The sequence below is a fragment of the Lacimicrobium alkaliphilum genome, assembly GCF_001466725.1.
In the GTDB taxonomy this organism is placed as follows: Bacteria; Pseudomonadota; Gammaproteobacteria; order Enterobacterales; family Alteromonadaceae; genus Lacimicrobium; species Lacimicrobium alkaliphilum_B.
The window spans coordinates 573,480-594,121 of record NZ_CP013650.1 but is presented as its reverse complement, the minus strand read 5'-3'; the positions used below and the strand labels follow the sequence as shown (position 1 = coordinate 594,121).

At 52.7% G+C, this 20,642-nt stretch carries 13 protein-coding genes; 5 read left to right on the top strand and 8 right to left on the bottom strand.

From position 1 onward, the window contains the following. The first annotated feature begins 126 nt into the window (after nucleotides 1–126). From AT746_RS02830 to AT746_RS02820, 3 genes are all read left to right on the top strand, one after another. Nucleotides 127–2,832 (top strand): TonB-dependent receptor, encoded by a 2,706-nt coding sequence (locus AT746_RS02830; RefSeq protein WP_062476128.1) that lies wholly within the window; start codon nucleotides 127–129, stop codon nucleotides 2,830–2,832. Between the two features lie 95 nt (nucleotides 2,833–2,927). Then, nucleotides 2,928–4,328, top strand: a complete 1,401-nt coding sequence (locus tag AT746_RS02825; RefSeq protein WP_231730996.1) for a glycoside hydrolase family 28 protein — start codon at nucleotides 2,928–2,930, stop codon at nucleotides 4,326–4,328. Nucleotides 4,329–4,359: 31 nt separating this feature from the next. Then, entirely contained in the window at nucleotides 4,360–5,580 is a 1,221-nt protein-coding gene (locus AT746_RS02820) for a DUF4861 family protein (protein ID WP_062476122.1), read from the top strand. Between the two features lie 3 nt (nucleotides 5,581–5,583). On the opposite strand, the gene AT746_RS02815 is transcribed toward AT746_RS02820, so the two are convergent. From AT746_RS02815 to AT746_RS02795, 5 genes are all read right to left on the bottom strand, one after another. Further along, complete coding sequence (locus AT746_RS02815) at nucleotides 5,584–6,732, bottom strand: pectinesterase family protein (protein WP_231730995.1); 1,149 nt, start codon at nucleotides 6,730–6,732, stop codon at nucleotides 5,584–5,586. A 166-nt stretch (nucleotides 6,733–6,898) separates the two neighbouring features. After that, complete coding sequence (gene mrcB / locus AT746_RS02810; protein WP_082633129.1) at nucleotides 6,899–9,301, bottom strand: penicillin-binding protein 1B; 2,403 nt, start codon at nucleotides 9,299–9,301, stop codon at nucleotides 6,899–6,901. Then, entirely contained in the window at nucleotides 9,301–11,769 is a 2,469-nt protein-coding gene (gene hrpB, locus AT746_RS02805) for an ATP-dependent helicase HrpB (protein WP_062476119.1), read from the bottom strand. The genes mrcB and hrpB overlap by 1 nt, the downstream gene beginning before the upstream one ends. A gap of 96 nt (nucleotides 11,770–11,865) precedes the next feature. Then, entirely contained in the window at nucleotides 11,866–13,119 is a 1,254-nt protein-coding gene (locus tag AT746_RS02800) for a DUF418 domain-containing protein (protein ID WP_062476116.1), read from the bottom strand. 55 nt (nucleotides 13,120–13,174) lie between these two features. Continuing rightward, entirely contained in the window at nucleotides 13,175–15,919 is a 2,745-nt protein-coding gene (locus AT746_RS02795) for a serine/threonine-protein kinase (RefSeq protein WP_062476113.1), read from the bottom strand. 227 nt (nucleotides 15,920–16,146) lie between these two features. Between AT746_RS02795 and thpR the strand changes: the two genes are divergently transcribed. Next, nucleotides 16,147–16,704 carry an RNA 2',3'-cyclic phosphodiesterase gene (thpR, locus tag AT746_RS02790; protein WP_197414313.1) on the top strand — a complete coding sequence of 186 codons (558 nt, stop codon included), beginning with the start codon at nucleotides 16,147–16,149 and terminating at the stop codon, nucleotides 16,702–16,704. 137 nt (nucleotides 16,705–16,841) lie between these two features. Next, the gene (purU, locus tag AT746_RS02785) at nucleotides 16,842–17,696 is read left to right on the top strand and encodes a formyltetrahydrofolate deformylase (protein ID WP_062476108.1); all 855 of its coding nucleotides are present in this window, start codon (nucleotides 16,842–16,844) and stop codon (nucleotides 17,694–17,696) included. A gap of 29 nt (nucleotides 17,697–17,725) precedes the next feature. On the opposite strand, the gene AT746_RS02780 is transcribed toward purU, so the two are convergent. The 3 genes from AT746_RS02780 to AT746_RS02770 all read right to left on the bottom strand — a co-directional run bounded on the left by AT746_RS02780 (nucleotide 17,726) and on the right by AT746_RS02770 (nucleotide 20,585). Beyond that, nucleotides 17,726–18,418: a hypothetical protein gene (locus AT746_RS02780; protein ID WP_062476105.1), complete on the bottom strand. Its 693-nt coding sequence runs from the start codon at nucleotides 18,416–18,418 to the stop codon at nucleotides 17,726–17,728. Nucleotides 18,419–18,610: 192 nt separating this feature from the next. Continuing rightward, on the bottom strand, nucleotides 18,611–19,168 hold the full coding sequence (locus tag AT746_RS02775) for a hypothetical protein (RefSeq protein ID WP_062476102.1): 558 nt from the start codon (nucleotides 19,166–19,168) through the stop codon (nucleotides 18,611–18,613). A 248-nt stretch (nucleotides 19,169–19,416) separates the two neighbouring features. Continuing rightward, a protein-coding gene (locus AT746_RS02770; RefSeq protein WP_156413604.1) for an IS3 family transposase occupies nucleotides 19,417–20,585 on the bottom strand; the annotation gives its coding sequence in 2 pieces (ribosomal slippage) (nucleotides 19,417–20,294 and nucleotides 20,294–20,585; 1,170 coding nt in all). Nucleotides 20,586–20,642: the final 57 nt, after the last annotated feature.

Here is a 20,642-nt window from a genome sequence, read left to right as displayed (position 1 = left end):
AAATTCTTTGCCACCGGTAGCAATTTGTCAACAACTTTTTGCTACCGGTGGCAAAAAATAGCACGAGGCGCCGTACTATTTTTTGCGACGGACTCTGACACAATAAAAGCACTCAAGAGGTGACATATGTATCCTAAATTTCAGCGTAACAAACTACTTAGCTGTATCTGCCTGGTACTGGGCACGCACACTGTACCTTTTGCTTTGGCCCAACAAGCGCCACAGCAGGAAGCCGAAGAAGAAGCCATGGAAGTGATTGAAGTATCGGGCTTTCGGGGGTCGCTCTCCAAAGCCCTGATGACCAAACGCTCATCAGTCAATGCCAGAGAGTCCATTGCCGCAGAAGATATTGGTAAATTTCCGGATCTGAACATTGCAGAGTCTCTGCAACGGGTGCCGGGTGTGGCAATTTCCCGTGAAGGGGGTGAGGGCCGCCAGATTACCCTGCGTGGTCTTGGCCCCTCTTTTACCCGTTCCACCTTAAACGGCATGGAAGTCCCTGCCAGTACCGATGGCACCGACTCAGGTGGTGGTGTCAATAACGGTCGTGCATTCGATTACAACGTGTTTGCCTCGGAGCTTTTTAACCGGGTTGATATTCAGAAGTCTCCCACCGCCTCGATGGAGGAAGGCGGGATTGCCGGTACCGTAGACTTATATACTGCCAAGCCGCTGGATGACACCGGCTTTCACGTTGCCGCTTCTGCTCAGGGTGGCTACAACGATGTGACAGAGAAAACTGACCCACGTCTGGCTCTGATGGTCAGCAATACCTTTGCCGATGACACCTTCGGCGCCCTGTTTTCTGTGGCGATGTCAGAGCGAACCGTGCGTCAGGAAGGATTTGGCACCGTGCGCTGGACCACTCCGGTCAGAGACGGTGGCGGAGTTTTTGCCGATACCAGCAACACCAATGTATCCGGCACTGCCAATGTGGGGGATTGTCAGAACGACGGCGTTGCCGTGGATCCGATAAATTGTCTGTGGACACCGCGTTTACCGCGCCCCGATTTTTTCGGTAATGAACAGGAACGCCTGGGCATGACAGCATCGTTTCAGTATGCGCCCTCTGATGCGGTACTGATCACCTTCGATGCCCTGCAGTCGACACTGGACAACGAACGTACCATGTACAACTTCTTCGAGATGTTCAGAAGCACCTTCAGTGAAATCACCCCTTTAGATATCACTATCCATCCGAATGGCAAACAGGTGCTGGCAGGACGTTACGACGGAATTAAATCCAGGATTGAAAGTCGTCAGCAGATATCATCGACAGATTTCAGCCAGTACGTATTATCCGGTGACTTCTTTGTCAGCGACAACCTCACACTCAAGGCGCTGCTGGGTACTGCTGAATCTGATGCCCGTTCAGAACAATACCGCTACAACATGACCAACAATACGCCCCATGTTTACGGTTTTGATTTCAGTAACAACGCCAATGTACCGACGCTGGAATATGGCTACGACACCAATGATGAAAGCCTGTATGACCTCTCCGATGGCCGTCTGCGCGCCACCGATGTGGTGCGCGACAACGATACCGCCAAACTGGATTTAACCTATTACAGTGATGATGTGGTGATCAAAACCGGGCTGGCATTTAACAATCGTGTGGTCAGTTACAGTGAAGAACAAATCAATGGTTTCCCTGATCAGGCCTCCGCTGTAGGTTTCACGCAACCGCTACCCTATTCCGATTTTGGCAACGGCTTTGACGGCCCGCTGGATCGCTTTATTGTTGCCGACTTTGGCCAGATTGAGTCGCAACTGCTGGACAAAACCTGGTCGCCACGCAGTGCACAGAGCTGGGAAGTGGAAGAAGAAACCCTGGCGGGTTATCTGGAATTTAATTCTGAATATGACATTGCCGATATGATTCTGCGCGCCAATTTTGGTATCCGCTATGTAAAAACAGACACCACTTCTTCAGGGTTTATTCAGCAGGACAAAGTCAGCATCACCAACGGGTACAGCAACTTCCTGCCGGCCATGAACCTGGCACTGGATGCCACCGACGAGATGGTGGTGCGCCTGGGTGTCTCCCGCTCTATGACCCGCCCCAGCCTCAGTTCACTGAACCCGGGTAACCCGTCTTTCTCTTATATTAATGGTACCGTCAGTGCCGGTAACCCGTTTCTGGACCCCTTCGTATCAAACAATGTGGATGTCAGCTTTGAATGGTACTTCGACGACGAAGCACTGTTTGCTGCCACCGTGTTTTACAAGGATATAGAAACCTTTATCACCAGTTCAACCGAAGAGCGGCTGGTTGATCCCGCCTATCTGCCCTTTATCGATAACGACCCTCAGTACGATCCTCAGATCGCACTGGACCCACGTGTAGTGCCCTATACCCACAATGTACCGGTAAACGGGGAAGGCACGGACTTGCGTGGCTATGAACTGATTTATCAGCAACCCTTTACCTTCCTGCCAGAGGGTCTGGACGGTTTCGGGGTCGTGGCTAACTATACCCAGGTGTCATCCGGTGAAATTACCGGGCTGTCTGAGAACTCCTATAACTTCACCCTGTATTACGAACAGGACCAGTATGGTGCCAGGATCTCGGCCAACACCAGGGATGACTATATTACCGATTACAGTGGCAGTAACGGCAACGCCGAACACGGCACCACCGGCCCCACGCACGTGGACTTTACCGCCTTTTATAATCTCAACGAACAGTTGACCCTGACTCTGGAGGTCATCAACCTGACCGATGAGTACGAACGTCTGTTCACTACCGGTGACGGCAGCCTGGACCTGATGCGTGAGTATAACCATACCGGCAGACAGTTCTTCTTCGGTGCCCGTTATACCATGTAACAGGCTATATCCTGTTAACGCCCAGCAGTCTCGCCGTGCTGTTAAGTACGAGCAGGCTGCCGGGCTTTTTTTGTTGAGTGTTGAAGGATATTGTCATGCAAGATTTCAGAATACTTTCCACGCAGCAGCCACCCCGTGTTCTGTACGCCGGACTGCTGGTACTGCTAGCCATGTGTCTGAACTGCGGATCGGCGCTGGCGGATAATATTGATAAGGAGATTGAAGATATCGTCACACAGATTCAGTTACCAGTGATCCCGGATAGAGAAGTCAATGTCCTTGATTATGGCGCCAAAGGAGATGGCAGGCAGAATGACCGGCCGGCAATCATGGCAGCTATTGAGGATCTCGTTGCCAGAGGCGGCGGTAAACTGGTGTTGCCGGAAGGCGTATGGCTTAGTGCCGGGCCGGTAGTACTGCAAAGCAAAATCGAACTGCATTTGCGAAAGGGTGCCAGATTGCTGTTCTCTGCCGATGCCAGCGACTATCTGCCGGTGGTTAAAACCCGCTGGGAAGGCACCGAAATGTATGGCTACTCACCGCTGGTTTATGCCCGGGACGTGACAGATGTGGCGATTACAGGCACTGGCAGTATTGATGGTAACCCTCAGAGCGAATTCCACGACTGGTATCAGAAACAACAGCAGAATATGCAACAACTTCGTCGTATGGGCATTGACCAAACTCCGCTGGCACAGCGCCAGTTCGGCGATGGAACCTATTTACGCCCGAGTCTGGTGCAGTTTATCGGCGCAAAGCGTGTGTTACTGGAGAATTACACCAGTCTGAATTCACCTTTTTGGGTCAACCACCTTATTTATACCGATCACGCCACCGTCAGGGGCATTCGTGTCGACAGCCATTTTTCCAACAATGACGGCGTTGATCTGGACTCCGTCACCTATGCCCTGGTGGAAGACAGTTGGTTCAGAACCGGCGATGATGCCGTAGTCATCAAGTCGGGTCGGGATCGGGATGGCCGCAATATTGCCAGGCCCAGCCGTCATATCGTAGTACGCAACAACGATATGGGTGGCGAAGACGGCATTGGCCTGGGAAGTGAAATGTCAGGGGGCATCAGCCATGTGTATTTTGATCGCAATGTCTTGCGTAAAGGCAAAGCGGCGATCCGCTTTAAAGGCTCGCTGGATCGGGGCGGCCTGGTGGAACATGTCCGGGTAACCAATATGCGCATCGGTGAATTCGATGATTTGTTCTGGTTTCAGCTGAACTATCCGGGTGTCATCGAGGGCGGCCATCCTTCACAGTACCGCGACATCCTGTTTCGCAATATAGAAGTGGAAAAAACCAATACGGTGTTTGAAATTCACGCCTATAAAGATGCGCCACTGACCGATGTGCGGGTCGAAAATGTACATATCAAAGAAGCGCAAACTCCCTTTGTGCTGGAAAACGTGCAAGGGCTCAAATTGGAAAACCTGAGCATTCAGGGGCAGCGGTTTGATGGGCTATTGAACGCCACAGACCGCCAATAAACCAGACTCTCACTGACTGATGGACAGACTTATGATCAATAAAACCTTACTAACCCTGCTGCCACTTGGCCTGTTGTCCGGATGTAACCCTCCGCCTCAGAGCAATGAAAATGGCCGCAACGAGATCACTGTTACCCTGAGCAATCCGGCCGGGGGCAGTGATATAGCACAACTGCTGGATATACCGCTGCCCGCTGGCACAGCTAATGGCCAATACTTCAGAAGTGCAGAAAATCTGATGGCTGCAGCGATAGACAGCAATGGCGATAAACAAGCGGACCGTCTGCGTATACTGGCGACAGTCGCACCGGGGGAACAGCAAAGCTTCAGTCTTGAAGCGGTCTCAGCGTTACCCGACCTGGCCCACGTCGAACTCTCGGTGCGCCAGAATGGTGGCTGGCAAGATAGGGTCTATCAGGCCGATGGCTTCGATTTCGAAACAGTGGACAGCTTTACCTCGCCGCCGCAATTGACGGATCACTCCTACTATCTGCGTTATGAAGGCCCGGGCTGGGAAAACGACAGAATGGGCTATCGCCTGTATCTGGACTGGCGCAATGCCATCGATGTGTTTGGCAAGACCACCCATAAAATGGTGTTGCCAGAGGTGGGTCAGGATGGCTATGACAGCTATCACCAGATGGCCGACTGGGGCATGGATCTGCTTAAAGTCGGTAAGGCACTGGGCTTAGGTGCGCTGGGCCGACTGACAGATAGCGGGGTCGCGCACATGCAGCAGGTGGAGCAAACCCGTTATCAGTTGCTGGAGAACACCTCACTGAATGCCGTTTTTAATGTCAGTTACAACGGCTGGCAGGTGGATAACCAGATGGTTGATGTAAGCACTGACTACCATATTCACGGCAAAGATGGCGCCACCCGCATCCAGGTAAAAACCAGCGAGCCGGTGGCTAGTCTGGTCACTGGTCTGGTCCGGCACGGATTGCCGCTGTTACAGCAACAAGGCGATAAATGGGGTTATATCGCCACTTTCGGCAACCAGAGCCTCGCCGGTGACACCGACAACCTGGGTATGGCGATATTCTACCGGCTGGATCAGGTAGAAAAGCAGATGGATAGCGAATTTGACCATTTACTGCTGTTTAAACCCGCCACGCAAACCATTGAATATCAAATCCTTGCCGAGTGGCCTCAGCATCCTGAGGGAGTTCAGGATCAGCAGGGTTTTGAACAATTACTGCAAAATAAACTGGCGGCGCTGGATTATCCCTTAACCCACGCAACCCCATAAGGTTTAATCACTGGTGGCCATCAGCAACCGGGGCCGCCAGTTTCCCAACACCTTATCTGGCGCATATTCACTTGCCTGCGCAGATGTCAGTTGCGCCCGAGAGCCATTGACGGCGGCGCCGGGGCCATGGCTTTGTGATTCAAAAAAACGCGCATCTGCCGGTGTAAATAACTTACGGGAACCGTCTTTTGCTGTGCCGCCCATGGAAGTCCAGCCCTCAGCGGCAATGTGCTCGCCCATATAAGTCTGGATAAAGACCGTTTTGCCGATGGCATCGGGGTTGGCGTAACGTCCGTCTGCAAAGGTTGTGGTGGGGTGCCAGGGGCGCCCTAATGCCACCGAGCCCTGACCAACCCCCTCTTCAGCCAGCAGGCGGCAATCACGAAAGGTTAGTCCGTAAGGTTGATCAATCAGAGTACTGGGAGCAGTAATATAGCCGCTAAAGTTGCCCGGCTTGTGGCGCGCTCTGGAAATAATATCGGAGTGGGTTATCAGTGCACTGCCATGGCCGAAGATAAAATCAATATGGCCACTGATGCGGCTGTTAACGATATAACTACGCTTGCCCTTTACGTACAGGGTGTCCTGGTACCCTTTGAGAGACACCTGTTCTAACTGTGTGCGATCAGCATTGTCCCCAATATACAGGGCAACTGCCTGTTCACCGCGCACCTTATCCGGATGGTCTTCCGGTAACGCCTCATTGGCCGGATAATCAAAGCTGTTCTCGATAGTGAGATTGGCAATGATCACATCCTTAGCTTCAATGTTAACTGTTGCGGTACGAAAGGTTCCCCAGGTTTGCTGGCTCTCACCCGGCACTGGCTGACCGGCATAACGATCATAATAGATCCGGGTTTGTTGCTGACCCGCCCCGACTATTTTCAGATTATCGGTGGTCACTTGCAGGCGCTCATAATAATCACCCGCCGCGATATAAATAACCGCGCCTGTGGGCAAGGCTTTCACGCGCTGCAGCGCATTATTCAACGATTTCACCTGCGGCACATGAGTGTCGAGGGGCTGATGGCTGACAATCACATCAGGCTCAGAAAGCCAGTCAGGCCAGACAGCCGCCTGCGAATAAAAAGATGCCAAAAGCAGCAGATAAAACACTTTAGTGCCAGCCAGAGTTATTTGCATTTTGCTCATCTTGTTGTCCTTTTTGTTCAGCCACGATGCCAATACCTGAGCATCATGTTCCGCGACAACCGCAAAGGCAATACAGAGGCCCGACAAACAAACACGGATCGGTGAACTTTACAAAAAGTGTTTATATATGAAACCTTTAAGCGCCCCCTTTCGGTTACTGTTGGTTTTACTCCCCTCCAAACAGCTTCTGCCACCAGCTTTTTTCTTTCTTCCCGGGCTTTTCCCGCTCGGCACTGAGACAATCAGCAGGCGCTGGCAGAGCGTCTGTTACCGCCGGCACACTGATACTGCCAGCGCAGCCCGGTTGCACGGGCGTGCCGCTATCAAGATCAAAATGCGCTATGCCAAGCCCCTGCGGGAAGGGGCGGGACAGGGACTTAGGATGACTTTGCTGCAAATAATCCATATACAATGGCAGCGCACCGCTGGCACCGGCAAGCCCGGTATTCTGATTATCATCGGTACCTAACCAGATGGTAGACAGGTGGTGGCGGTCGAAGCCGCTGTACCAGGAATCACGGTAATCGTTGGTGGTACCGGTTTTGCCCGCCAGATGCAATTGTGGAAAACGTTGTTTCAGGGCCTTTGCCGTGCCCTCGCGGGTCACTCTGTTCAGAGCGTAATTGAGCAGATAGACTGCCTTGCGATCGGCCCGTTGTCTGGCACTCTGTCGGTGCTGCCATAGCAATTTTCCGTCATTATCCACTACTGCGCTGATACTGTGCAGGGGAATGTAACCGCCCTCATTGGCAATGGTCTGGTATAGCTGGTTGACCTGCAGTGGTGACAATGACAGGGCGCCCAGTGTCATCGCCGGATATAAGGGCACATCCTGGTGCACACCCAGCCGTTTGATGGTATCGGCAACGGCATCCAGGCCCAGTTCCATACCTAAGGTCACAGTCGGAACATTTAAGGATTCACTCAGCCCCTGCAACAGGGAGACCTGCCCCCGGAAGGTCTGGTCGGCATTCTGCGGTGCCCACAATTTGCCCTCACTGCTTTTCAGCTCTATCGGCATATCGGCAATGGGTGTACCCAAATGATAGTAAAAGGGCTGCTCCAGGGCGGTCAGATATACCGCCGGTTTGATCAGCGAGCCTATGGGCCGCCTGGCATCCACAGCACGGTTAAAGCCCTGATAATGCGTATTCTTGTCCCCCACCATGGCGCGAATGCCGCCACTGGCAATATCTGTCACCACCATGGCACCCTGGAGGTCAGGCAGTTGGCGCTGCTCACTGATACGGGCGATGCCCTTACTCAGTACAGCCTCAGCCTTGCGCTGCGCCAATGGATCCAGGGTGGTAAAAATCTTTATGCCCGCCTCCTGCAACGACGCATCGGGCAAAATGCGCTGCAGCTCTTCGCGCACCTTATCCATAAATGCCGGATGAGTGCTGCGGTTATACTTGCCCTGCTGACGCAGCGTTATCGGCGTTTTCAACCAGGCCTGATAGTGTTGCGGGGCGACATCCTGCTCTTCAAACATCAGTCGCAATACCAGGTTCCGCCGTTCCAGTGCACGCTCCTGATTGCGTCTGGGATTATAATAGGAGGGCCCCTTGATCATTCCCACCAACAGGGCCATCTCAGGCACACTGAGCTCATTCAGCGGGCGATCAAAGTAAAAGTAGCTGGCCAGCCCAAAACCGTGCACCCCGTTGAGGCCATTCTGACCGAGAAAGACTTCGTTAAGATAGGCCTCCAGGATCTCATCCTTGCTGTAACGCAGCTCTATCACAAGTGACATCAGGGCTTCGTTGGCTTTTCTGAGCAGCGTTTTTTCATTGGTCAGAAACAGGTTTTTGATCAGCTGCTGGGTCAGGGTACTGCCACCCTGCACCGCCCGGCCGGCGCTGATATTGGCCATCAGGGCTCTGAGTATTGCCAGCGGGGCAATACCCTGATGCTGATAGAAGTCGCGGTCTTCCACCAGCAGTAACATGGAGATCAATTCCTGGGGCACATCTTCCAGTTGCACCAGCATACGGTCTTCGCCGCTGCTATTGGTAAAACGGGTAACCAGATAGGGCTCCAGACTGACCTGCTCCACCGCCCGGCCATTAAATCGGATATCACTGAGCTCGCCATTGGCAAAAGTCAGCCGGGTCATGGCGGCGGATTCCTCTCCCTCTGCGAACAAGGCCTCCCGGCGATAAAAGTGCAGCTTATTGCCATCTACGGCGTACTGACCACTGCTTTTCACCTGAGCCACCGGCCGGTATGACAACCATTTGAGCTCTTCCACCACTTCTGAAATGCTCAGTTGCTGCCCCCGGCTCAGGGTATAGGGGCGGGCATAGATCTGCGCAGGCACCTGCCAGGTATTACCTTCAAAACGGGCTTTAATTCTGGCATCCAGATACAGACCATAAGCACTCAGACACAGCAAGCCCACCAGCAGGAACTTCCAGCTGTTTCGCCAGCTCCAGATCCAGATTCTGGCGCGCAGGGAAGGCCTCGCTTTGCTGTTGGTGGCACGACTTTTACCTGCGTTGCTCTTGGTGACATTAGCGCGACGGCTTGGCGCCTTGCGGGAAGTGTTTGAAGTTTTTTTCTGTACCATTACATCTTCTTCTTGGTTTTAGTGGTGGCCTGAGCATTGGCCGGATCATCGGGCCAGAAATGCTTAGGGTAGCGGCCTTTCATCTCTTTTTGGATGGCTTTATAGCTGCCGGCCCAGAAGCCTTTCAGGTCGGCGGTTTTTTGCAAAGGCCGCTGCGCCGGTGACAGCAACTCCAGTTGTATTTCTATCTGCCCGCGACCCAGCGTGGGGGTCTCTGTCCAGCCATAGAGTTCCTGCATTCTCACCGCCAGCACCACCGAACCATCATCGCGATAATCCAGTTTGCAGCGACTGCCACTGGGCACCTGAATCTGACCAGGAAACAGCTCATTCAGAGTCTGTTGCTGTGCCCAGTCGAGCCGGTTTTTCAGCAAAGCCACAAAATCCAGCTGTTGCAGTGCCCTGAAACTCGTACAATTATCCAGATAAGGCAGCAGCCAGTTTTGAATATCCTCCAACAAGGCAGACTCACTCCAGCATCCAAGGTCACTTAAGCATGTGGCCGCCAGCCGGGCCCGATGAATAAACTGCCAGGCATTATCGCTCATCGGCAGCCAGTTCAGCCGCTGCTGGCGAATCAGCTCCAGCCAGCGTTGCTGTAAAGCCTCTCCTGACTCGACCGGTACTGGCTCACTGGAAAATATCAGCTTCCCCAGGCGCCGCTGCGCCCTTGCCTGCATCGCTTTTTGTGCAGGCTGCCACTGACAGACAGTTTCTGTGACCATTTGTTCGCTGAACTGTGATATCAGCTGCGCTTCTTTAATCGCCGCAGCCAACGTGATTCGTGCATCTCCTCCTGCACCGGTATTGAGCAGATTGGCTATCACCAGATAGGGTTCTTTAGCGAGGCTATCGTTTTCACTGAGACTGGCGCCGCTGCCTCTGGCCATCAGATAACGGCCCTGGCCCCGGGATTTAGCCACCCTGTCAGGAAAGGCCAGCGCCAGCAACGCGCCCGTATGGCTGAGATCTGCCCGCGCCGGATCGAGCTTACCAGTGCCATTTAGCCGTTTAAACCACACCAATGCCAGCCTCAGAACCGCGTCATCAGGATTACGGCTCAGATAACCCAATCGCTCTTCAATGGCTGCCGTAGAAGATGAGCGAAGTGGGTCTTTACTCTCTGTTAATGCAGCAAGCATACAGGCCAGCCTGAGTTTATCACTGCCCATTTCCTGCGCCCGGATCAGCATATGGGCCAGCCTGGGATGACAGCCCAGATTACAAAGCTGGCGGCCATGGGCGGTGATATGCCCCTGATTGTCCAACGCCTGCAAGGACTGAAGCAGGGCCCGGCCCTGTTCAATTTGCGCATCTGTGGGTTGATCCAGCAGTGCCAACGCCGGAATTTCTGTGCCCCAGGCGGCGGCCTCTAAGATCATCGGCGCCATATCGCTAAGCAATATCTGTGGTGTGCTTTGTTCCGCCAGCCTTGACTGCTCAGCCTGCGGCCACAGACGATAACAGACACCGGGCCCTAAACGGCCGGCACGCCCTGCTCGTTGTGTGGCAGACGCCTGGGAGATACGCACAGAGCGCAGGTGACTGATACCCTGATTCAGATCGAAGCGGGCCACTTTCTCCAGCCCACTGTCGATGACCATATTTATCCCGTCTATGGTCAGGCTGGTTTCAGCAATATTAGTGGCCAGTACCAGCTTACGCTGACCTTGTTGCAGCGGGGCCACCGCCGCCATCTGCGCCTCTTTACCCAGCTCGCCAAACAGGCAGTAGAGGTGACAGTCCGAAGGCAACCTGCCGGACAGCATGTCTGCCAGGCGGCGAATCTCGCCGGCGCCGGGCAAAAAGGCCAGTGCGCTGCCGTCGTTTTCATCCAGCGCCTGTAATATCACGCCCGCCATATGCTGCAGCCAATCCGCGCGGGATGGCGCTGGCTGATAGTGGATTTGCAATGGGTAGCTTCGCCCCATACTCTGAACATTCTGCGCCCGGGGAAGCAGTGTCTGCAACGCTGATTGCTCCAGCGTGGCCGACATCACCAGAAGCCTTAAATCTTCACGCAATGCTGCCTGCACTTCCAGACACAGCGCCAGTGAAAAATCCGCATGCAGGCTGCGCTCATGGAATTCATCGAAGATCACCAGCCCTGTGCCGCTTAGCTCAGGATCCTGTTGCAACATACGGGTCAGCAGCCCCTCCGTAAGGATCTCAAGCCGGGTGGCCTGACTCACTCTGGCCTCACCACGAATACGATAACCCACTGTCTGGCCTACAGACTCACCCAACTGCTGTGCCAGATAGCCGGCAATGGCCCTGACCGCCACTCTGCGTGGCTGCAGCATCAGAATCTTTTTGCCGGATAACCAGGGCAATTTTAATAACTGCAGGGGCAACCAGGTTGATTTACCCGCCCCCGGCGGGGCAGACAGAATAACGTTTTCCTGCTCCAGAGCGCTGGCCAGCCTGGGATAGGTCTCGCTAACAGGTAACGCAGAGGGTCTACTCATTAATACAGCAATAATCCGGGTAAATATCGGAGGCAAAGTTTATCATTTCCCTGTCCGGAAGTGCCTTAAATCAGCAGGATTTTATAACCCACTGTGTCAGCCTCTGGCCGGTTGAATCTTGCCGTAGGTCAGCACACGCCAGCACCACTCCATCGGTCCCATCCGGAATCGCTGTAACCATAAGTGACTCAGCCATAGCTGCAGGGCGTAAAACGCCAACGCCATCAGGGTGGTTTCGGCACGGCCATACTCGCCATAGAGCCCCAGACCATAACCGTAAAACAGCAAGGTAAACACCACCGACTGGAGCAAATAGTTAGTCAGCGCCATTCGCCCTGCCGGGGCAAGATAGGCTACCCATTTAGCACCGCGCAGAAACAGTAATGACAGGCTACCAATATAAGCCAGACATAAGGCCAGATTGGCAATCTGGCTGACGGTGATCATCGCCGCATATTCAACGGTAGGATAAAGGGGATCCAGGCTCTGCCCCTTAACGCCCCAAATCAGTGTAGCAGGAACCCCCAGCCCGTATCCCCACAGCATCAGACGTTTAAATAAGGCCCGGTGAGCTGATAAATCGGCAAACACCCCGGCACGACCAAAAGCGGCACCGATCAGAAAGGCGCCGAATATAACCAACCCGAAGAACAATAACCCGCCATCGAGGTACATGCTATACCACTCATCCATCCGCCATTGCACCGCCTGCCAGTAACTGCCCGAGGCGTAAATGCTGTCAGCCCTGACAATATCGCCCAGCAGCGTTACTCTGTCCTGCTCAAAATCTGCCTGCATCTGTGCCGCTGTCTCAGGAACACTCATGGCTCCCTGTAACGCCAGAACCCCTAACCACAGTATCAGCACAGGGATCACAAAATTGAATGCCAGCCCCCACTTCCACAACCTTTTCACCGGGCTGTTGACAAAAAACAGCAGTAACAGGCCCAGAAGACCGTATAAATGCAGAATATCACCGCCCCAGATTAGCAGCAGGTGCGCCACACCCACCATCAACAGGATGACCAGCCTGCGCAAAAAGAGCATCCGCGCCCCGCGGCCTTTTTGCATGGCCCGATCCATAAACACCACAAAACCAAGACCAAACAGAAAAGAGAACAGGGTATAGAATTTGCCCTGCACAAAAGTGAAGGAAAACCAGGCCACCGCATAGTCCATGCCCTGTTGCTGAGTGTCAAACCCCAGCATGATAGCCTGCAACGGTCGCTGAAAATATTCGATATTCATCAGCAGTATACCCAGCAGCGCAAAGCCACGAACGGCATCCAGCAGCACTATCCGCTCTGCTGAGGACGCAGGTAAAACCCCAGTGTTTATTGTATTGATCATCAGATCATTCCTTTTGAGTTATGCGGATTCAATTCCGTGACGTCCATCAAGGGTTTCAATGCGACCCCGAATAACCTGCGCTTTGTTGCTGATTAAGTTTTGCCAGCCACTGTTCATAGTTTTGAGCCTGCTGTGAATCACCTTCCCTGTATAACAGCTCCACCAGCGTTTTCAGTACCCAGGGCAGATCATCATGGTAGATATCAGGATTACTGTCAGCCAGAGTGACCGCCCGGCGCAGATAACTGACGCCGTCTGCTGCCCGCCCCTTATCCAGGTATGCCCTGGCCATGGCGACTAATGTTGCATACTGCCCGGGGTGCGAAGCATCCAGACTCTGCCATCCGGCCAGCGCCTTTTCATACAATGCAAAAGCCTGATCTGAGGCCTGTTGCTGCTGATGGATCCGCGCCATGACCAGTGCCATTGGCAAGGTTTTCGGATGGGCAATGCCCCAAAGTGCCAGCGCGCCGTTTAGTGCCGCCTCACTCATCTGACCGGCCTGGTCAGTACGCCCGGTCTGCATCAGCAAATCAGCCAGTGTGCTTTTTATCTGCAACACCACGCCATGTTGTTCTCCCACCAGTGCAGGTAAACCTTGCAGGCTTTCACTGAGCAGGGCTTCCGCTTCTTCGAAATGACTTTGCCTGAGCAGCACCCGTGCCAGCCGGTATTTAGACTCGTAAGTGTCCTGATGCGCGTCTCCCAGAACCTGGGTATTGCGACGCAGATACTCCCTGGCCGCTTCTTCTGCTTCACTGTAGCGGCCGGTTTCTTCCAGCAAAGTGGCCAGACTACCCAGATTGTAAAGGGCCAGGTTATGGTTTTCGTGAAACACCTCTGTGCTGCGCCTTAACCCCAGACTGAAATATTCTTCTGCATCCTGATAACGCCACAAAGAGATGTAGTCAGCACCCAGGCTGGTGATCGCCAGCAGCGTAATAAAGCTGTCTTCCCCCAGCACTTTACTACTGGTGGCTAGAATTTCGGTGTGCAGGTCGATGGCCTCCTGTGCACGACCAATATCATTATAAAATCCGCCCAGATTGGTCATCATTCCCAGCGTCTGCTCACTTTCCGGGCCATTGATCTGTTTAGAGATTTCTACAGACTCTTCCAGCAACGGCAGCCTTTCATCATGGCGGTCTGCCCTGCTGTAGGTGTTACTCAGGGATAACAATACTCTGAACAGATCCCTGGGCTCCCTTTGGGGGTGTTGGCGTAATATCGACAGACTCTTTTCCAGATGAGCGATAGCTGGCTGCAGCCGGCCAATACGATAATAGATATCGCCAATTTCACGCCGCACTCTGGCTTCGATCAAGGGTTGCGCACTGAGTTGATGATCGGTTTGCTGATCCAGCTGTTCACTGGCTTTGTCCAGCACTTCACGCAGGCTGACTTCCCGGCCCTGTGATTCATTGGGGCGCAAATCCGTAAACATGCCGAGTAAAAAACGGCTCATGGCCTCGGCCTTGCCCTGCTCCACCTCTGCCACATCGCGCTGTTGCTGGGCCAGATCCCGCTCCACCTCCAGTTGCCGTGACTGCACCCAGATTGCGGTGCTGAACACCGTAACCAGGATCAGCACACTGGCCGCCAGCGCACTGCTCAAGCGGTTGCGACGCAGGAATTTACCGCAACGATAGGCAAAAGAGGTAGCCCTTGCCTGTACCGGCCGGTGCTCAAGAAAATTGGTGACATCTTCGGCCAGCTCCGATGCAGATTGATAGCGCCGCTGGGGCTCTTTGCTCAGCGCCTTCATCACGATATTGTCCAAATCGCCTCTAAGCTGTCGCTGCAGGCCCTGAGGCGTCGCCGCAGGTATGGGAAGATCGCTGTCAGAGCGCGGCATTGTCACGGCAATGCTGGGCGCGATGACGGTATCCTGCAATATCGCCTGTTGCAGTTGATACCTGTTGTTTAGCTCTTTGCCATATACAGGTCTGCCGGTGAGCAGTTCATATAACAATAGTCCCAGCGCATGCACATCGGTGGCAACGGTTATGGTTTCCCCGCGTATCTGCTCCGGGGCCGAGTAGCGGGGTGTCATGGCCCGCTCTTCAGTACTGGTCTGCACTGCCCATTCATCACTGCCGGATTCTGCAAGTAATTTGGCAATCCCAAAGTCCAGTAGTTTGGGCTCTCCGTCAGCAGTCACCAGTAAATTGGAGGGTTTAAAATCGCGATGTACGATCAGCTTCTGGTGCGCATATTGAATCGCCGCGCACACCTTTACAAACAGCCTCAAACGCTGGGGGATGGACAGTTTTTTATCCGAGCAATACTGATTGATTTCGACCCCGTCTACATATTCCATTACCAGATAGGGAATGCCCTCGTCGGTGGCACCACCATCGAGCAAATGGGCAATATTAGGGTGTTCCAGCTCGGCCAGAATCTGGCGCTCTGTCTTAAACCGCTGTAGTAACATTTCGCTGGCAATGGCGCTGGCCCGAATCAGCTTGATTGCCACCTGTTTCTGATACTGATCATCCGCCCGTTCGGCCAGATACACGGCGCCCATGCCGCCACTGGCGATCAGCCTGACAATCCTGTAGGGACCAAGACGCTGACCACAGAGTGTATCAGCGGTCGCAAAAAACTCCTGTGCCGCCCCTTCGATGGGCCGCACCAGTTCAACAGTGTGATCAGCGTGTTGCAGCAAAGACAACACCGCCTGCTTTAATTCGGGTGCATCGGCACAGGCCTGCTCCAGAAACGGCTCGATCTCCCTTTTATCAAGTTCCAGCGCCTGGTGAAACAGAGTTTCCACCCGTTGCCAGTCATGTTGTTCCATTAACGCTTTCCTTTTTCCATGGCCGACAACAAGCTACACTGGCCAGAATAAGCATGCTATTAGTACTTCAGGTTGCGCAAACAATCCAGAATTGCAAACTGCCACTGGTGAGATGCACACGTCAAAGAAAAATAATAAAATGTATGTTTGTTCACACTTATATAAAGTACCTTAAACATTCAAAGCCCTACACAAAAATCGATTTTTCAGCATCTGCATACAGTATTATGAGATTATTCTTTGGTCTTGAACTGACTCCGTCGGTAAAGCTCAGTATAGAGAAGTGGCGTGAGATTAACCTGCCGCCACTGGCAGGGCCGGTGCCTGCGGCAAATTTTCATATTACATTGGCCTTTCTGGGCACAGTTCCCGTGCATCAACAGGAAGCACTTTTAGCGCAGGCGGATCGGCTGACAAACCAGGCTTTCAACCTCACCATTGATCAAATGGGCTACTGGCCCAGACCCAGAACCCTCTGGATTGGCCCCTCGGTGGTGCCTGTTGCGTTAAACAACCTGGCCGGTAATCTCTCAGCCATAGCAGGCAGACTGGGACTGCCTGGAGAGAACCGGGATTATGTTCCCCACATCAGCTTATACCGTAAACAGGCCAGTAATCCTCCTGTCTGTCTGATGCAGCCGGACATCAGTGCAAGCTTCGAACAGTTCTGTTTGTTTGAGTCACGCCCGGGTCGTCAGGGCGTTCAATATCATGTACTGGCGCGCTGGCCACTGGATAGCGGACTGAGTATTCGTGAAAAGCTGGCACGGGGAAAACTGGATTAGAGGACGTTCAACAAGTTCCCAGATAGCAGAACCGGCGGCAAAGTCGCTGGCGATCGCAGAACCTGTCATATATTCTGTGTCGCAATGCTACTGAAATTCACCAAACTACAATTTCATTACTAACAGACGGGTAACCCATGCAACAAACCTTTCGTCTGGTCATTGACTGCCCCGATCAGGTCGGGCTGGTGGCCGCAGTGAGTCAGTTTCTGGCCAATCACAATGCCACCATTATTGAAGCCAGTCACCACACTGATCAGCAGACCGGGCGCTTTTTTATGCGCCATGAAATCCGCGCCGACTCCCTGCCTCTGAGTATCGAGGCCTTCAGAGGGCTGTTTGAACCCATCGCAAAACAATACGATATGCACTGGCGGCTGACAGACTCTCACCACAAACAGAAGGTGGCGCTGCTGGCCAGCAAGGAATCCCACTGCCTGAATGACTTACTGCACCGCTGGCATACCCATGAGCTGCATTGTGACATTCCCTGTATCATTGCTAATCATCCCCACCTTCAGCAGTTTGCCGACTGGTACGATATTCCTTTTCATTGGGTGGATTTTGAAGCACTGGGCAAACAGCAGGCTTTTGCTGATATTCAGAAATTGCTGCTTCACTATCAAATCGATCTGACCGTACTTGCCCGTTTTATGCAGATTCTGCCGGATAGCCTGTGTCAGGAGCTGGCCGGTAAGGCGATTAATATTCACCATAGTTTCCTGCCTTCATTCGCCGGCGCCCGGCCTTATCAGCAGGCCTATGACAGAGGTGTGAAACTGATTGGGGCAACCTGTCATTATGTGACTTCAGATCTGGATGAGGGACCGATTATTGAACAGGAAGTCATGCGTATCAGCCATAGCGATACCGCCGCCGACATGGTGCGCAAGGGCAAGAACTGTGAGAAGCAGGCACTGGCCAATGGCGTGCGTTATCACCTTGAAGACAGGGTGATCATCCACCACCATAAGACTGTGGTGTTCGCCTGAGAAAAATATGCATTGAATACTTGGGGATACTACTGCATAAAGTGCATCAGTATATCTGTGCCCCGGTAGGAATAGGCCAGATGAAGCATATTGCCCTGTTCCATCATTAGTTCAAGCGGCGCCCGGGGTTGAGCAATAAAACCCGGATCATTGCTGGCAAGCAGGCTGATAAAATACCTGCCCTCCGGGTCGACCCATATCTGGCCCTGATAGCTGTAGCTGGCCATATTACCCCACATATCCATAAAAATGAGGTTAGCCTGCCAGCTCCTTTTTTGTTCTGAGTCATTAGCGAAACTGATACTCCCCTGCACATTGGGTAAGGCGACACCAGACTCCTGATAATCGTTGAGCTGCCAATAGCCCTGAGGCATAAAGTGCCGGGGTTGTTGTTTGGGTGGTTCCTTTCCCGTGTTGTCCTGGCCAGTTGATTTTTCTGTCACAAACTCTGATTGCTGTTGCTGTGGCTCAGTAACGATGTGCTGTAATGGGCTGGATGTATCGCCCATGGCGGGTTTGTTTGCCGGCAGAAGCCTGGGCGCTAACAGCAACCCAACGCCCGCCACAATAAGGATAATGGACGGATTACTGACATCCAGTTTGATACCAAAGCCTTCAAGATAGTTCTTGTTACCGTCTTTCTTACCGAAGATAAATAGTCCCAGACCAACCAGAATCAGAAGGGCGCCGGTGACGATCAGGATCAGATCGAAACTGTCCACGATACACTGTCCTTATGCCTAATGCTGCTGATAGCAACTCTCTTTGTCTACGGAACAGCTATGTGAGTCTAAGAGAAGTCAAACCAGTTCACACCGATAGCTGCTCACTTATTGCGGGTAACTATCTGTGTGAATTGACTTAATTGTGGCATAAAAAAAACATACATCAATGAAACATACAATGGCATTGGTTCAGAAACGTATTTGGTATGAAAGGGAGACATTATTATCCGTAAAGGCGGTTTGCTGATCATATACCGCATGGGCGTCATAATGGGTGCGGGTCAGCCTCACTTCGAGGCTGGAAGCAGGCTGTCCCTGCATCAGCTCGGTGGAGAGGATAAAACTGTGGCTGTCTGCCATATCCAGTCTGTCGCCGGTGATAAAAGCCATATGACCACCATCAAGCCGTGCATACCCCAGACCCAGCTCAAACTCTTCGGCCAGTTGCAGACGGGGAATAATTTCATAACCTAAGGTTGCCTGGTCAAAGCTGTTGGCGCAGTCCTGCAGCCCCCTGCGGCTTGTTATAACCTGTGCCGACAGTGACAGATACCGGGTCAGGGGCCGGGCAAAACTGAAGCGCTTTATCTCGTGCTGATAATCTGACACCCCAAGAGAATACTTCTGAACCTGCACCGGCGCGGTCTGCCATGTTTGCTTCCAGATCGGCGAGCTGACCACAGACATATCATTTGCCATTGCCAGCAGCGGACTGAAAAATATAACACCAATTGCGAATCTGAACATCGTACACCCTCCGGATCAGAAACTCAGCATAGCGCACTTTTTAATCAGCTTAGGTAAGGGGGTTGATACCTTAGTATTGTTATGGAGCGTTTGGATTCAAAACTGAGGCGTGAGGCGTCTGATTAGTGCTGAGTGCTGAGTGCTGAGTGCTGAGTGCTGAGTGCTGAGTGCTGAGTGCTGAAAAAGCTTGACATAACACACTAATATATCGATGGTATGCCCCCAGAAAAGTAGACACTGTTTGTAGTTTACTGTTGTTCAAAAGCCATGGGGCTGACTCCGTTGAGTGTCCCATGGCGCCTTACTGTATTGTAATACTCTTCAATATACCACTTGGCCTGTAAATGCGTTTCCTCACGGCTTTGGATCGTCAGAGGGCTCAGCCACTCCTTTTTCATCTGAGCGAAGAAGCTCTCTGTACAGGCATTATCCCAGCAATTGCCTTTACGAGACATGCTAATCGTCACCTGCCGCTTATGAAGCCAGGCGATGACCTTTTCACTGCGATACTGACAGCCCTGGTCAGAATGAAACAGCAGTGAGCTTCCCGTTGGCTGGCGTTTTTTCCAGGCTCCTTGCAGAGCGTTTTTAACCAGCTCTGCACTGTTCAGACAACTGGCCGCCCATCCCACAACATTTCGCGAGTATAAATCCAATACCACGGCAATATAGAGCCAGCCCTCTGCACAGCGAATTTGTGTAATGTCTGAGGTCCAGACATGATTCGGTTTCCCTACCTTAAACTCCCGATTAAGCAGGTTGGGTAACACGGGCATACCGGGCTGGGGTTTCTGATAGCCTGGCTTCATGCTCGCACGGGAACGATAGCCTGACGCTTGTAGCAACCGCTGTACGCGATTCTGACTACAGATAAAACCCTCGTCAACCGCTGCCTTCCAGAGCTTGCGGTAGCCCGGTATGCCCTCTTCCTGTTCGGCTGTCAGTAACAGAAACGCCAGTAACGTCTGGTTGGCTTCTTCTCGCTTACCGGGGACTCTTCTGCACCATTTATAGAAACCGGCTGTAGAGACCTGTAGTACTTCGCACATGAGCGTGACCGGCCAACGTCGGCTGCGGTAACACTCAATGAACTCATATCTTATTTGAGCTTTGTGGCGAAGTACGATTGCGCCTTTTTTAAGATTTCGGCCTCCAGCTTGGCGCGCTCTAATTCCTTTTTCAGGCGCCGGTTCTCTTTCTCAAGTGACTGGTAGCTTTTTTCCGGCCCTTCGTTCTTAACGCTTGTCTCAGTAGACGCATGTGGACGGGTCAACTCGGTTCTCCATCTGGATAGCATACTGGGATGAATTCCCAACTGTTTCGCCAAGGATTTTACCGTATCTGGTGAGCTAATGGACTTCTGTACTACAGATAATTTGAAGTCCACTGAGTAATGCCGTTTAGTCAAGACTTTCATAAACACCTTACCTCTTTGATTAAGGTGTCTACTTTCTTAGGGGCGGATCACGACATT

Excerpts from the sequence above, each read along its gene's own strand:
- AT746_RS02830 (WP_062476128.1), top strand. The coding sequence starts at position 127 with ATGTATCCTAAATTTCAGCGTAACAAACTACTTAGCTGTATCTGCCTG.
- AT746_RS02825 (WP_231730996.1), top strand. The coding sequence starts at position 2,928 with ATGCAAGATTTCAGAATACTTTCCACGCAGCAGCCACCCCGTGTTCTG.
- AT746_RS02820 (WP_062476122.1), top strand. The coding sequence starts at position 4,360 with ATGATCAATAAAACCTTACTAACCCTGCTGCCACTTGGCCTGTTGTCC.
- AT746_RS02815 (WP_231730995.1), bottom strand. The coding sequence starts at position 6,732 with ATGAGCAAAATGCAAATAACTCTGGCTGGCACTAAAGTGTTTTATCTG.
- mrcB (WP_082633129.1), bottom strand. The coding sequence starts at position 9,301 with ATGGTACAGAAAAAAACTTCAAACACTTCCCGCAAGGCGCCAAGCCGT.
- hrpB (WP_062476119.1), bottom strand. The coding sequence starts at position 11,769 with ATGAGTAGACCCTCTGCGTTACCTGTTAGCGAGACCTATCCCAGGCTG.
- AT746_RS02800 (WP_062476116.1), bottom strand. The coding sequence starts at position 13,119 with ATGATCAATACAATAAACACTGGGGTTTTACCTGCGTCCTCAGCAGAG.
- AT746_RS02795 (WP_062476113.1), bottom strand. The coding sequence starts at position 15,919 with ATGGAACAACATGACTGGCAACGGGTGGAAACTCTGTTTCACCAGGCG.
- thpR (WP_197414313.1), top strand. The coding sequence starts at position 16,147 with ATGAGATTATTCTTTGGTCTTGAACTGACTCCGTCGGTAAAGCTCAGT.
- purU (WP_062476108.1), top strand. The coding sequence starts at position 16,842 with ATGCAACAAACCTTTCGTCTGGTCATTGACTGCCCCGATCAGGTCGGG.
- AT746_RS02775 (WP_062476102.1), bottom strand. The coding sequence starts at position 19,168 with ATGTTCAGATTCGCAATTGGTGTTATATTTTTCAGTCCGCTGCTGGCA.